Source organism: Pseudonocardia nantongensis (genome assembly GCF_046546495.1).
Lineage (GTDB): Bacteria > Actinomycetota > Actinomycetes > Mycobacteriales > Pseudonocardiaceae > Pseudonocardia > Pseudonocardia nantongensis.
The window spans coordinates 223,637-237,402 of record NZ_JBKGXT010000008.1 but is presented as its reverse complement, the minus strand read 5'-3'; the positions used below and the strand labels follow the sequence as shown (position 1 = coordinate 237,402).

The 13,766-nt window shown below is 72.2% G+C and carries 14 protein-coding genes; 11 read left to right on the top strand and 3 right to left on the bottom strand.

Going from position 1 to position 13,766, the window contains the following annotated elements:
* The 3 genes from ACLFMI_RS11445 to ACLFMI_RS11435 all read right to left on the bottom strand — a co-directional run.
* On the bottom strand, positions 1-1,066 hold a 1,066-nt coding region (locus ACLFMI_RS11445), incomplete at its 3' end, for a xanthine dehydrogenase family protein molybdopterin-binding subunit (protein WP_410947768.1).
* Positions 1,063-2,136, bottom strand: a complete 1,074-nt coding sequence (locus tag ACLFMI_RS11440; RefSeq protein ID WP_410947767.1) for an FAD binding domain-containing protein — start codon at positions 2,134-2,136, stop codon at positions 1,063-1,065. The genes ACLFMI_RS11445 and ACLFMI_RS11440, both read right to left, overlap by 4 nt.
* A complete protein-coding gene (locus ACLFMI_RS11435; RefSeq protein ID WP_410947766.1) occupies positions 2,133-2,651 on the bottom strand; it encodes a 2Fe-2S iron-sulfur cluster-binding protein in 519 nt (172 codons plus the stop codon). Before ACLFMI_RS11435 ends, ACLFMI_RS11440 begins: the two co-directional genes overlap by 4 nt.
* Before the next feature lie 780 nt (positions 2,652-3,431).
* Here ACLFMI_RS11435 and ACLFMI_RS11430 point away from each other — a divergent pair.
* The 11 genes from ACLFMI_RS11430 to ACLFMI_RS11380 all read left to right on the top strand — a co-directional run bounded on the left by ACLFMI_RS11430 (position 3,432) and on the right by ACLFMI_RS11380 (position 13,730).
* Complete coding sequence (locus ACLFMI_RS11430) at positions 3,432-4,982, top strand: helix-turn-helix transcriptional regulator (RefSeq protein WP_410947765.1); 1,551 nt, start codon at positions 3,432-3,434, stop codon at positions 4,980-4,982.
* 326 nt (positions 4,983-5,308) lie between these two features.
* A complete protein-coding gene (locus ACLFMI_RS11425) occupies positions 5,309-5,881 on the top strand; it encodes a type 1 glutamine amidotransferase domain-containing protein (RefSeq protein WP_410947764.1) in 573 nt (190 codons plus the stop codon).
* 89 nt (positions 5,882-5,970) lie between these two features.
* Positions 5,971-7,119 carry a glutathione-independent formaldehyde dehydrogenase gene (locus ACLFMI_RS11420; RefSeq protein WP_410947763.1) on the top strand — a complete coding sequence of 383 codons (1,149 nt, stop codon included), beginning with the start codon at positions 5,971-5,973 and terminating at the stop codon, positions 7,117-7,119.
* Positions 7,120-7,171: 52 nt separating this feature from the next.
* Positions 7,172-7,585, top strand: a complete 414-nt coding sequence (locus tag ACLFMI_RS11415) for a GlcG/HbpS family heme-binding protein (protein WP_410947762.1) — start codon at positions 7,172-7,174, stop codon at positions 7,583-7,585.
* A 43-nt stretch (positions 7,586-7,628) separates the two neighbouring features.
* Positions 7,629-8,555 (top strand): amidohydrolase family protein, encoded by a 927-nt coding sequence (locus ACLFMI_RS11410; protein ID WP_410947761.1) that lies wholly within the window; start codon positions 7,629-7,631, stop codon positions 8,553-8,555.
* A 39-nt stretch (positions 8,556-8,594) separates the two neighbouring features.
* Entirely contained in the window at positions 8,595-8,903 is a 309-nt protein-coding gene (locus ACLFMI_RS11405) for a putative quinol monooxygenase (protein ID WP_410947760.1), read from the top strand.
* A 70-nt stretch (positions 8,904-8,973) separates the two neighbouring features.
* Positions 8,974-9,222, top strand: a complete 249-nt coding sequence (locus ACLFMI_RS11400; protein ID WP_410947759.1) for a DUF2630 family protein — start codon at positions 8,974-8,976, stop codon at positions 9,220-9,222.
* A gap of 637 nt (positions 9,223-9,859) precedes the next feature.
* On the top strand, positions 9,860-10,105 hold the full coding sequence (locus ACLFMI_RS11395) for a DUF2630 family protein (RefSeq protein ID WP_410947758.1): 246 nt from the start codon (positions 9,860-9,862) through the stop codon (positions 10,103-10,105).
* Between the two features lie 49 nt (positions 10,106-10,154).
* Complete coding sequence (locus tag ACLFMI_RS11390) at positions 10,155-11,642, top strand: aldehyde dehydrogenase family protein (protein ID WP_410947757.1); 1,488 nt, start codon at positions 10,155-10,157, stop codon at positions 11,640-11,642.
* 58 nt (positions 11,643-11,700) lie between these two features.
* The gene (locus ACLFMI_RS11385) at positions 11,701-12,627 is read left to right on the top strand and encodes a zinc-binding dehydrogenase (RefSeq protein WP_410947756.1); all 927 of its coding nucleotides are present in this window, start codon (positions 11,701-11,703) and stop codon (positions 12,625-12,627) included.
* Positions 12,628-12,929: 302 nt separating this feature from the next.
* Positions 12,930-13,730 carry an aldo/keto reductase gene (locus ACLFMI_RS11380; protein ID WP_410947755.1) on the top strand — a complete coding sequence of 267 codons (801 nt, stop codon included), beginning with the start codon at positions 12,930-12,932 and terminating at the stop codon, positions 13,728-13,730.
* Positions 13,731-13,766 lie beyond the last annotated feature (36 nt).

The window sequence follows — 13,766 nt, the reverse complement described above, 5'->3', positions numbered from 1 at the left end:
CGAAGCTGCCCGGCGCCTCCCCCGGCGCCCGCATCCACGATGGGACACCGACGTCGAGTGGCACCAGACGGTGCGACGTGCGCCGGGTCGGGGTGGCATACATCGAGCGGCTGTAGGTCGCGGTCTGCTCGGCGAACTCCTTGAACCGCGCGGTCTGCTCGACGACGTCGTGCACGATCGCGGTGAGCCGCCCGTCCGCCTCGGCCCCCAGCGCGACGTGCTGAATCGTCGGCGTCCGGTAGCCGACGAGGTCGAACATCTGCTGCCGGGTCAGCGCGTACTTGACCGCCCGGCCGGGCACGGCCATCGCCGCGAGGGCGGTGAGCACGGTGTTGGCGTGCAGGTTGCCCTTGGAGCCGAAGCCGCCGCCCACGTGCGGGGCGATGACGTCGACCGACTCCGCCTCCAGCCCGAACACCCCGGCGACGGCGGTGCGGACCACCGAGACACCCTGGGTGGAGTCGAACAGTGTCAGCCGGCCGTCCTCGGCGTCCCACGTCGCGACCGTGGTGTGCGGCTCCATCGGGTTGTTGTGGGTCATCGCCGTCGTGTACGTCTGCCGAACCGTGACCGGCGCCGACTCCAGCGCCGCCTCCGGGTCGCCGACGGTCTCGTCGGTCTGATAGTTCGGGTTGACCACGTCGGGGGTGTAGAGATCGGGCGAGTCCTCGTCGAGCTCGAGGTGCTGGTCGTGCTGGTCGTAGGTGACCCCGACGAGCTCGGCCGCCTCCCGGGCGGTCTCCGAGCGCTCGGCGAGCACGGCGGCCACGTACTGGCCGCGGAAACCGACCGCATCGTCCTGCAGCACCGCGAACTCGGCGTCCGAGGTGTCGGCCATGCGGGTCGCGGTCTCGTGGGTGAGGACGGCGACCACGCCGTCGAGGGCTTCCGCGGCGCTCGTGTCGATCGCCGTGACCCGCCCGCGGGCGATCGTCGACTGCACGGGGTGCAGGTAGAGCGGGCCGACGACGGGGTACTCGAAGGCATACCGGGCGGTGCCCGCGACCTTCTGCGCGCCCTCGATGCGGGGCAGCGAGCGCCCCATGGCGTCCGGGGCGATGGTCATCCGGGCTTCCCTTCGGTGGGATCGGCGGACGGGTCGTGGGCGAGGGTGCGCAGGGCCGCGGCGAGCGTGCCCGCGACCAGAGGGATCTTGAAGGCGTTGCCGCCGACGGGGGACTCGACCGGGCGCGCCTCGGCGGTCTCGGCCGCGGCGGCGGCGCGGAACGCCGCGTCGGTGGCCGGGCCGCCGCGCAGGGCGTCCTCAGCGCGGGTGGCGCGCCACGGCTGGTGCGCGACCCCGCCGAGCGCGATCCGCACGTCCGCCACGACCGGCCCGTCCGGGCCGCCCACGACCTCCATCGCCGCGGCCACCGACACCAGCGCGAACGCATAGGAGGCCCGGTCACGGACCTTGCGATAGGTGGAGTTGGTGGCGATCGGCGCTGCGGGCAGGTCGACGGCGGTGATCAGCTCGCCGTGGCCCAGCACGGTGTCGCAGGCCGGGTCGTCGCCGGGCAGGCGGTAGAACTCCTCGAGCGGGATCGAGCGCTCGCCGTGCGGACCGAGGACCTGCACCTGCGCGCCGAGCACGGCCATCGCGACGGCCATGTCCGAGGGGTGGGTGGCCACGCATGCCTCGCCCGCCGGCTCATGGGTGGCCCCGAGGATCGCGTGGTAGCGCGCCCAGCCGCCGATCGCCGAACAGCCGCTGCCCGGCTCGCGCTTGTTGCACGGGGTCGTTCGATCCTGAAAGTAGGCGCAGCGGGTGCGCTGGAGCAGGTTGCCGCCGGTGGTGGCCATGTTGCGCAGCTGCCCCGACGCCCCCGCGAGCAACGCCTCGGCGAGCACCGGGTACTCGGCGCGCACCCGGCGGTGCGCGGCGAGGTCGGAGTTGCGCACCGCGGCGCCGATCCGCAGACCGCCCTCGGTGTCCCCGTCGGCAGGGGCGAGGTCGTCGATGCGGTCCGAGGTCAGGGCGGTGACGTCGACCAGCGTCGTCGGCGACGCGATGCCGAGCTTGAGGTGGTCGACGAGGTTGGTGCCGCCGGCGAGGAACGCGGCGTCCGGGTCGGCGGCGACGGTGGCGACGGCGTCCGCGGCGTCGTCCGGGCGCGCGTAGGCGAACGGCTTCATCGGGCGCCCTCCCCCGCGTGGACCCGCTCGATGGCGGTGACGATGTTGACGTAGGCGGCACAACGGCAGAGGTTCCCGCTCATCCGCTCGGCGATCTCGGTGCGGTCCAGCACCGGCGGGGCGGCGACGTCGCCGGACACGGCGCTGGGGTGCCCCGCGGCGGCCTCGGCGAGCATGCCGACCGCGGAGCAGATCTGGCCGGGGGTGCAGTAGCCGCACTGGTAGGCGTCGGAGTCCAGGAACGCCTCCTGCATCGCGTGCCGCTCACCCTCGGGCGCGAGCCCGTCGGCGGTGGTGATCTCGTCACCGTCGTGGGCAACGGCGAGGGAGAGGCAGGCCAGCACCCGGCGACCGTTGCACAGCACGGTGCAGGACCCACACTGCCCGTGGTCGCACCCCTTCTTCGGGCTGGCGGCGTCGAGATGCTCGCGCAGCGCGTCGAGCACGGTGGTCCGGGTGTCGACGGTCAGCGTCCTCGGCCGCCCGTCGAGGGTGAGGGTGAAGGTGGCGTCCACGTCTGCCGAATACCCGATCGCGCTGCGCCCATGCGTGCGGGGGCACCGTGGTCTTGACCCGGTTCTCGCCCACCTCGCGCAGCCCGGCCCGGCGGCGGTGCCCGCCCGAAATCGGTCACCTCGGGGGCTCGCCCGCGGCGGTCACCACCGCCGCTGCCATCCGCCGGACGGACGTGCCTGGCTCATCTCCCACATCCCTTCCCGCGGCGCCCGGTCCCGATCGGTCGTCGTGCCACCGCGACCGCACTGTGATCGACCCTCGTGCAGTACCGCAGGCCGTGATCGACAGGCGGTGAGAGCGCGGCCGGCGGTGATGTGGCACGACGCTGTCCCTTCTCGGAGACCCTGTCGTCCCGCTTCCCTGGCGGCAGACACCGGTCGCCGTGTCTGAAGGAAGGCGTCGGCCAGCGGAAGCGTGATGTCCAGCGTCATCGTGCTGCCGCGCAGGACCCGGCGGAACGCGACGATTCTCGCCATCTACCCCGACGGAACGGTCGCCGCGGCGCTCACCCCGTTCAGGCCGGCGCGATCGGAATCGTCGGCCCGCATCCCGACGCCCCGTTCTCCGGGTTCGGCGAGAACGATCTCGAATGCCCGGGGACGCGTCCGACCTGGGGCGGGATTTGATCGACACGCTGATGGAAGATCCCTGAACCCGTCCACGGTCACCGGCGCTACGCAGCGCGACCCGTTCCCTTCAAAACGATCTCGGTGAGAGACGCGGCGCATGTTCCTAGCATTTTCCTACATTCACCGCGCCGTTGCGGGTAACCGCACCCCATGTCGGACCTGTCCAACTCGTCGACCCCCGCCGGAGGTCTCGGTGGCGCTGATGGCATCCCGGAGCAGCCCACCCAGGTGATCCGCCGGAATCTCCCGTACCGGCCCTCACCGGTGCCGCGGCCCAAGCCCTCGCCGACCCCGCGCCGCCCGCTCGACGACCGGGTGCTGGTCCCCGGCACGGAGATCGAGCGGCCGCGCACCCGGTCCGGCGAGCAGCTGGCGGAGGTCTTCGAGGAGGCCGTGGACCGGCACCCGGACGCCGTCGCGGTGGACACCGGCGCGGCGACGCGGACCCACTCTGGGACGCCGACCTACCCTGGGACGCCGACCTACCCTGGGACGCCGACCTACCCTGGGACGCCGACCTACCGTGAGCTGGACGGTCGCGCGGACCGGCTGGCCCGGCACCTGCTCGGCCGCGGGACCGGCCCCGGCGCCGTCGTCGGGCTGCTGCTGGACGACCCGGTCGAGGCCTACACCGCCATGCTCGGCGTGCTGAAGGCCGGCGCCACGTTCGTCCCGCTCGACGTCGCCTTCCCGGCCGACCGGATCGGCTACATCCTCGACGACTCCTCGGCCGCCCTGCTGCTGACCACCACGTCCGCACTGGAGCAGGTGGACGGCCTGGCGGAGCGGTGCGCGCAGCGCGGACCGGCCGTGCTGCGCACCGCGGGCGCGGGGTCCGACGCCGAGCAGATCGCGAACCGGCCGGCCGCCCGGCTGGACACCGACGACCGCCGTGACGGCGGGCATCCGGCGTATCTGATCTACACCTCGGGCGCTCCCGCACCGCCCTGCCGCCGTGTGCGGCGTCGGGTGCGTGGCATGCGGTGTTCCCCCTCCCGGGCCCGGGGATCAGCATCGCACCCACACCGGGACTTCGAGGGCGAACACCTGGCCGTGCTCGTCCGCCTGACCCTGCTGGTGCTGCGGGTCGAGCTCACGCCTCTGCGGCGCATGGCCGCCCGGATGATCACCGACATGCCCGGTCAGGTGGACGGGCTGGACTTCGAGCCGGTCATGGACTCCGCCACGGTCGCCCCGGCGGCCCTGAGCCAGGCGCTGCTGCTGGCGAGACTGGTCGGGACGGCCCAGGACCGGGAAGTCAACCCGCTGGCCGCCGCCCAGCTGCGCGAGCAGGTGCTGGGCACCCTGCTGCTGGGGCAGCCGAACTCGTGGTCGCGGGTGCTGTGCTCGGGCGCCCAGCGGCGCTCGGCGCGTTCCACGATCCGCGACGCGGCCGAGTACATCGGCCTGCACGCCCACGAGCCGCTGAGCATCGCCGGGATCGCCCGGGCGGTGGGGCTGTCGGAACGGGCGTTGCAGGCCGGGTTCCGACGCGAGTTCGACCTCTCCCCGAAGCAGTACCTGCAGCAGATCCGGCTCGATCGCGCCCACGACGAGTTGGCCGCCGCCGGCCCCGGTGTGCGGGTCATCGACGTCGCCCACCGGTGGGGCTTCACCAACGCCGGGCGCCTGGCTGCCGCCTACCGGCGTCGCTTCGCCACCACCCCCTCGGCCACCTTGTCTCACGCGACCCCACCCTGAACCCACCGTGAGTCCGCCGGGGACAGCGGGTGGCGGGGCCGGGAGTGGCTGGTGCGGGTTCCGGCCCGTCGATGCGCGGATTCCGTCTCGGGAGCGCCCGGGGCAGGTCCCTACTGTCGTGTCACGAGCCCGTACGTCGCTCATACGACGTCGACCGCAGCCGAGATCGCCGTCGCTACCGGGGCGAGCCGGGCAGCACCGTCGACACGACGACACGACTCTGCTCGGTCGAGCCACACCGTCCATCCGGCGCGCTCGGGGTTTACCGCCCACGTCGAGAGGTACCCGGCCTGCAGCCGGACCAATGGAACGAGAGGTGATCGCTCATGGCGAACGAGTTGCGCGGCCGGCGGGTCGCGATCCTGGCTGCCGACGGCGTGGAGCGCGTCGAGCTCGACCTGCCCCGCGGGGCGCTCTACGGCGCCGGCGCGCAGGTCGAGGTGCTCTCCATCCATCCCGGGCAGCTCTGGGCCCGGGAGTGGGACAAGGACCCGTCCGGCACGATCACCGTCGACCGGCAGGTGTCCGAGGCCGCGGTCGGGGACTACGACGCGCTGGTGCTGCCCGGCGGGACGGTCAACCCGGATCAGCTGCGCACTAACTCGGATGCGGTCGGGTTCGTCAAGGCGTTCGTCGAGAGCGGCAAACCGGTCGCCTCGGTCTGTCACGGGCCGTGGACTCTCGCCGAGGCCGATGTGATCCAGGGTCGGCGGCTGACCAGCTGGGAAAGCATCCGCACCGATCTGCGCCGCGCCGGCGCCGAGGTCGTCGACGAGGAGGTGTGCCTCGACACCGGGCCACCCGGGCTGCTGGTCACCAGCCGGTCGCCGTTCGACCTGCCGGCGTTCTGCGCCGCGATCGTCGAGCAGTTCGCCGCGGCCCCGGCCGCCGTCGGGTGAGGACCCCGGCCGGTCCGTCCCAAGCCCCGGGGCGCAGGTCGGCGGGCACAGCCCATCTCTCGAGAAGTCGTAGATTGAGGAGCTAGATCATGAAGGCGTTGGTGTATCACGGGCCCCGCCAGGTCTCGGTAGATGACGTCCCGGACGCGCGGATCGAGAAGCCCACCGATGTACTGGTGCGGATCACGGCGACGAACATCTGCGGGTCGGACCTGCACATGTACGAAGGCCGCACCGACTTCGAGCAGGGCCGCATCTTCGGCCACGAGAACCTCGGTGAGGTCATCGAGGTCGGTGGCGGCGTCGACAAGATCCGGGTCGGGGACATGGTCTCCGCCCCGTTCAACGTCAGCTGCGGGCACTGCCGCAACTGCGAACACGGACTGACCAACTACTGCCTGACCGCCAACGAACCCGACATGGCAGGTGGCGCCTACGGGTTCGCCGACATGGGCGGCTGGGCCGGCGGGCAGGCGGAGTACCTGCGCATCCCGTGGGGGGACTTTCAGTGCCTGCGCTTGCCCGAGGACGCCAAGGGCAAGCAGAACGACTACACGATGCTCTCCGACATCTTGCCCACCGGCTGGCACGCTGTGGAGATGTCCGGCCTGGTGCCCGGCGAGACCATCGTGATCTACGGCGGCGGCCCGGTCGGTCTGATGGCCGCCCTGTCGGCGTCGGTGAAGGGCGCGGCGAAGGTGATGGTCGTCGACCGCCACCCCGACCGGCTCAAGCTGGCCGAACAGGTCGGCGCGATCCCGATCGACGATTCGAAGGGCTCCCCGGTCGACCAGGTGATGGAGCAGACAGGCGGCCGTGGCGCCGACCGCGGCGCGGAGTGCGTCGGCTACCAGGCCCACGATCCCCAGGGCAACGAGGACAACGCGCTCACGATCAACAACCTGATCGCCTCGGTGAAGTTCACCGGCGGGATCGGCACCGTCGGCGTGTTCATCCCCCAGGACCCGGGCGGCCCGGACGAGCTGGCCCAGCAGGGCAAGGCCCGGATCGACTTCGGCAGCTTCTGGTTCAAGGGCCAGCAGATGGGCTGCGGGCAGGCCCCGGTCAAACGCTACAACCGCCACCTGCGCGACCTGATCGCCGAGAACAAGATCACCCCGTCCTGGATCGTGTCGCACAACCTGACTCTCGACCAGGCGCCGGAGGCCTACCAGCATTTCGACGCCCGCGACGACGGCTGGACCAAGGTCGTGCTCAACCCCAGCCAGCCCAGCTGAACACACCGGCCGAATCGCCGAACCCGGCGACCCGCCCCCGAAGGGGCAGACGATGAGGCAGGTCGAGACAGTGTCCCTCGACGATGCCCGCAGGGTGATCGCCGCGGGCGAGCAGAAGGCCCGCGAGATCGGGTCTCCGAGCAACGTGGCGGTGGTCGACACGGGCGGGAACCTGGTCACCCACATCCGGATGGACGACGCCTGGATGGGCAGCATCGACATTTCGATCAACAAGGCGTTCACCGCGCGGGCCTTCGACACCTCGACCGGCGACCTCGCGAAGAACTCCCAGCCCGGCGAGCAGTTCTACGGCATCGCCGACTCCAAGCACGGCCGCGTGATGATCTTCGCCGGAGGTCTGCCGCTGCGCGGGAGCACCGGCAACGTCGTCGGCGGGGTCGGAGTCTCCGGGGGCACCGGCGAGCAGGACCAGATCGTCGTCGAGGCGGCCATGGCCGCGTTCTAACCCGGAGCCCGCCGACCGTCCCGGACGCGCGTCAGGAGTGCCGATGACTCATCCCACCGAGGTTCTGCCCGCCACGCGGTTGGATGCCCACCACCACCTGTGGAGCGCCGCGCGGGTCGAGCGCGGCGACTACCACTGGATGCCCACGGACGGGCCGCTGCGCGGGGATCACCTGCCCGAGCGCCTCGCCCCGGCCCTCGAAGCCACCGGGGTCGGCGGGACGATCGTGGTGCAGGCCGCACCGACGGTGGACGAGACCCGGTTCCTGCTTGAGCTCGCCCACACCACCGACTTCGTGCTCGGGGTGACCGGGTGGGTGGCCCTCGACCGGCCCGAGGACGCCGAGCTGCTGGCCGAGCTCGCCGCCGACGAGTATCTACGGGCGGTGCGACCCATGATCCACGACCTGCCCGACCCGAACTGGGTCGCCCACCCGCAGGTGCACGCCAACCTCGAGCGGCTCCACGAGCTGGGGCTGCGGTTCGAGGCCCTGACCCGCACCGAGCACCTGCCCGCCGTCGGTGCCGCGCTGGAGGCGGTCCCGGAGCTGCCGGCGGTGATCAACCACCTGTCCAAGCCCACCTACCGGCCGGACGCCGACGACCAGTGGCGGCAGTGGATGCTGCGGTTGGCCGAGCGGCCCCATACCTGGTGCAAGTTCTCCGGGATGCTCACCGAGGTCGGCCCCGGCTGGTCGCCGGCGCAGTTCCAGCCTTACGCGGACTTCCTGTTCGAGACCTTCGGCGCCGACCGCGTCATGTTCGGCAGCGACTGGCCGGTCTCCAGCCAGCTGCTCGCCTACACCGACGTGGTCGCACTCACCGACCAGCTCGTCACCGACCAGCTCGTCACCGAGGCGGGACCCGCCGCGGTCGACGCATTCTGGGCCCACACCGCCGAGCGCTTCTACGGCGTGCGCGCGCCCGCCGCGGCGACGCCGGCTCGCTCGGATCAACCGCTGTCGTCGTAATAGCATCCCCCACACAACGTCCTTCGAAGGAGATCGATCATGGCTGAACCAGTGACCGCCGGGCTTCTCGTGCGTATCGAGGCGCTGCCCGGCCGAGAGAAAGACGTCGAGGACTTCCTCCGGCAGGGGCTGGCCCTCGTGCAGGACGAACCCGCCACCGTGCGGTGGTTCGCTCTGCGCTTCGGGCCGTCGTCGTTCGGCATCTACGACGCGTTCCCGGACGACTCCGGCCGCCAGACCCACCTGTCCGGCGCCGTCGGGCAAGCCCTCAAGGACAACACCGGGGTCCTGTTCGACCAGCCGACGGTCGAGCCGGTCGACGTGATCGCGGAAAAGCCACCGATCTGATCACCGACTGGCGTGCCACGGCGTCGGGTCGGACCGGGTGGAGAAGTGCCGAGGCGGGAGGAGGTCCTGGGTGACAGCGGAGCAGGACCTGCTGGACCGGATCCAGCGCCTGGTCGAGGAGGAGAAGTCGCTGCGCGCCCGGCGGGGCGACGGCCGGCTGGGCCGCAGCGACGAAGCCGAACGCCTCGACGCGGTGGAGGTCCAGCTCGACCAGTGCTGGGATCTGCTGCGGCAGCGCCGCGCGTTGCAGGAGGTCGGCCGCAGTCCCGCCCAGGCGCAGGTGCGCCCGGCCGGCGAGGTCGAGGACTACCTGGGCTGACCGGGCACGGCCGGTCACAGGCGATGCGGCCGGGCCCTCCGGACCGAGCCGGACACCCACGCGAGAGGGGTCCCGGATCCCGGCGTGACGTCTCCGTGGTGCGGAGACGCCGGGCTGGTATCGCCGGCCTCGACGCGCTGCAGCTTGCTCGTCGAGAAGACCACCCGTGACCGAATCCGCAGGGGCGCGGGAAGCCTCGAGGACAACGGCCGCCGACGCGAGGCGCAGTGGCCGGTCCGCCTGATCCGGCCGCGTCGCGGTCCTGCGGGTCGCGATTTGCGGCAGAAACCGTTGCGAGGGCAGGACAAGACGATGGGCAACGTGGACGTCGCGACACGGGCACCGACGTGGGCGGGCGGGCCGCTGCGAGGGCTGGTCGGGTCCGCCGACCAGCGTCCCGACGGGGCTGATGGCCCCGGGCGGTGGCGGCTGGTCACCGTCTACCGGGAACCGGAGGACGTCCAGCCCGCACCGGTGAGGCCGGAGTCCCGGGAGCACCGGCGAGCAGGACCAGATCGTCGTCGAGGCCCATCTAGCGACCAGCTCGTCGCCGACCAACGTCGTCAGGGGCCCGCCACGGTCGACGCGTTGCGGGCCCACAGCCGCCGAGCGCTTCTACCTGAGGGAAGGACACCTGATGACCGACACCGACATCCAGAACCGCATCGGCGAGCTGATCGGGGAGGAGCACCAGCTGCGTGAGCAGGTGGTTCGGGGCGAGCTGTCGCCAGGGGAGGAGTCCGAGCGGCTGCGCGAGGTCGAGGCCCGGCTGGACCAGTGCTGGGACCTGCTGCGGCAGCGGCGCGCGCGGCGTGAGTTCCACGCCGACCCGGACGAAGCGGCAGCCCGGCCGGTGCGCGAGGTGGAGAACTACCGGCAATGACGCGCTGCCGTGAGGGAGGCACCCGGCCATGACGACGAGCACGGCTTCCATGAACAGCACGACCTCGCACCCGCCGACGCCAGAGGCGTACGCGGGCTTCGACACGATGCCGCTCGGCGGGCAGTGGCGGGCCGGCAGCTCGGGTGAGATCGCCACCGACAGCGACCCGTACACCGGCGAGACCCTCACCGAGATCGGGATGGCCACCGCAGCCGACCTCGATGCCGCCTACCGGGCCGCCGCCGCAGCGCAGCAGGAGTGGTCCGGTGCCGCGCCGGGCGAGCGAGCCGCCGTGCTGCACCGCGCCGCGACGATCATGGAGCAGCGGCGGGAGGAGATCCTGCGCTGGCTCACGGTCGAGGCAGGCAGCACCCGCACCAAGGCGGAGTGGGAGTTCGCGATCACCCGCGCGGACATGCTGGAGGCGGCCTCGTTCCCGAACCGGATCGCCGGGCGCATCCTGCCCGCGAGCGTGGCCGGCAAGGAGAGCCGGGTGTACAAGCGCCCGGTCGGCGTGGTCGGCGTGATCAGCCCGTGGAACTTCCCGCTGCACCTGTCCAACCGCTCGGTCGCGCCCGCGCTGGGCTGCGGCAACGCGGTCGTACTCAAACCCGCAGGGGACACCCCGGTCACCGGCGGCCTCCTGCTGGCCCGCATCTACCAGGAGGCCGGGCTGCCGCCCGCCGCGCTGTCGGTGGTCATCGGCCGCGGCAGCGAGATCGGCGATCCCATGGTCGCCCACCCGACGCCCCGGCTCGTCTCGTTCACCGGCTCCACGCCGGTGGGTCAAGGGATCGCCGCCAAGGCCGGGCTCAAGAAGCTGTCCCTGGAGCTGGGCGGCAACAACCCGCTGCTGGTGCTCCGCGACGCCGACCTGATCCCCGCGGTGGACGCGGCGATCTTCGGCAGCTACCTGCACCAGGGCCAGATCTGCCTCGCCCTCAACCGCATCATCGTCGACGCCGCGATCCACGACGAGTTCGTCGACCTGTTCCGCAGCCGCACCCAGCGGCTGGTCGCGGGCGACCCCCGCGAGCAGGGCACCCAACTCGGTCCGATCATCAACCCCAGCCAGCTGCAGTCCATTCAGGACACCATCGCCCAGGCCCGAACCGACGGCGCGACCCTGCTCGAAGGTGGCGACCCGACCGGCCCCACCGGCCGGGTGCTGCCCGCCCACGTGCTCACCGGCGGCAACCACGTCGCCACCGCTGCCCGTGAGGTGTTCGGCCCGGTCGCCACGATCATCCCCGCGGACGGCGACGATGCCGCCGTCCGGATCGCCAACGACACCGAGTACGGGCTGACCAGCGCGGTGTTCAGCGGGGACGCCGAGCGCGGCGTCCGCGTCGCGCACCGGCTGCAGGCGGGGTCGACCCACGTGGGCGACATGACCGTCAACTACGAACCCAACACGGCCTTCGGCGGGGAGAAGGCCTCCGGGCTGGGCCGCTTCGGCGGCGAGTGGGGCATCGCCGAGTTCACCACCGACCAGTGGATCAGCGTGCAGCACAGCCCACGGGCGCTGGAATTCTGAGGAAGTAGAGGTCGTCATCGAGCTGCCGTGAGGCGACCCGTAGACCGAAGGAGGAGCCGTGCGCGGCCACATCACCGACCCCGGCGCCGAGGGTGGCCTCGCGCTGCGCGAGCTGCCCGAGCCCGAACCGTCCCCCCACGATGTGGTGGTGGGCGTGGGCGCCTACGGGCTCAACCGCGGTGAGCTGGCGCTGCTGCAGCAGCGCACCGACGGCTGGCGCCCCGGCCAGGACGTCGCCGGCACCGTGCTGACCGAGGCCGCCGACCGCAGCGGCCCACCGGAGGGGTCCCGAGTCGTCGGTATCGCCGACGGCGGCGGCTGGTCGGCGCGGGTGGCCGTGCCCAGCCACCGGGTCGCGGTGCTGCCCGAACAGGTGACGTTCGAGCAGGCGGCGGCGCTGCCGGTGGCCGGTCTGACCGCGCTGCGAACCCTGCGTCAAGGCGGTGCCCTGCTGGGCGCGCGGGTGCTGGTCACCGGGGCCAGCGGCGGTGTGGGCAGCTTCGCCGTGCAGCTGGCCGCCGCCGGCGGCGCCGAGGTCACCGCCCTGGTCAGCGGCAAGCACCGGATCGGCGCTCTTCGCGGACTCGGCGCCGGAAACGTCGTCACCGGGATCGGCGAGGACGCCGGCCCGTTCGATCTCGTGCTCGACGGCGTGGGCGGCCCGGTGCTGGCCGAGGCGATCCACCGGCTCGCGCCAGGCGCCACCCTGGTCGCCTACGGGATCGCGGGCGGGGCCGACCGCACCCCGCTCGCCTTCTACGACTTCGCCGCCGCACCGCTGGCACGCCTCGTCGGGTTCTTCGTCTACGCCAGCGGCGAGGACACCTTCGGCCGCGACCTCGGCGTCCTCGCCACGCTGGTCGACCGCGGCAGGCTCGACCCGCAGCTGGGCTCGGTCCGTGACTGGGCAGAAACCACCGACGCCGTCGAGGCGCTGCGCCGGCGCACCGTCACCGGGAAGACGGTACTGACCGTGCCGAACTGACCGTGCCGAACTGACCGTGCCGAACTGACCGTGCCGAACTGACCGTGCCGAACTGACTGTGCCGAACTGACAGCGCGGAAGGACGCGGAACGAGTAGTGAACAGCAGGGAGGAGGGATCTCTGTCATGTCAATCCAGCAGGAGTCGGTCCCCCCTCCGTCGTCGACGCGGGCGGCTACCGGCGCCCTGACCGCGGATGAGGGGCGCGGCGTCTCCCGGGATGTCGCGGCCGGCATCCCGCCCGAGGACACGGAAGGGACGTGATCGCGGATGCGACGGATCGCGCTGGCGAGGGGGGAGTCCGTGCCCGTGCTGGGCCAGGGCACCTGGGGCTGGGGCGAGGACCCCGATCGCCGCGGCGACGAGGTCGCGGCCCTGCGCACCGGCCTGGACCTGGGCATGACCCTGGTCGACACCGCCGAGATGTACGCCGACGGCGGCGCGGAGGAGGTGCTCGGTGAGGCACTGGCGGGCCGCCGCGACGCGGCGTTCGTGGTCAGCAAGGTACTGCCCTCGAACGCGTCCCGCGCCGGCACGATCGCGGCCTGCGAGCGCAGCCTGGAACGCCTGGGCACCGACCGGATCGATCTCTACCTGCTGCACTGGCAGGGCCCGCACCCGCTGGAAGACACCCTCGAGGCCTTCCAACACCTGATCGAGGTCGGGAAGATCCGGTACTGGGGCGTCAGCAACTTCGACCACGCCGCCCTCGCCGAGCTCCGAGACCTACCGGGCAGCGGCGGGCTGGCCACCGACCAGGTGCTGTACAACCTGTCGCGGCGCGGACCGGAGTACGACCTGCTGCCGTGGTGCGCCGACCACGAGCTGCCGGTGATGGCGTACTCGCCGATCGAGCAGGGCCGCATCCTCGGCGACGCGACACTGGGCGAGGTCGCGGCCGCCCACGCCATCAGCCCCGCGGCCGCGGCCCTGGCGTGGGTGCTGCGCCGCGACTCGCTGTGCACCGCCTCCAAGGCGAGCAGCCCGCAGCACGTACGCGACAACGCCACCGCACTGGACGCGGAACTGACCCGCGAAGACCTGGACGCTCTCGACCGTGCGTTCCCGCCGCCGAGCGGACCGCGACCACTGGAAATCCTGTGATCCGGCAAGTCGGCGACCTTCTGGCGGATGGTGCGG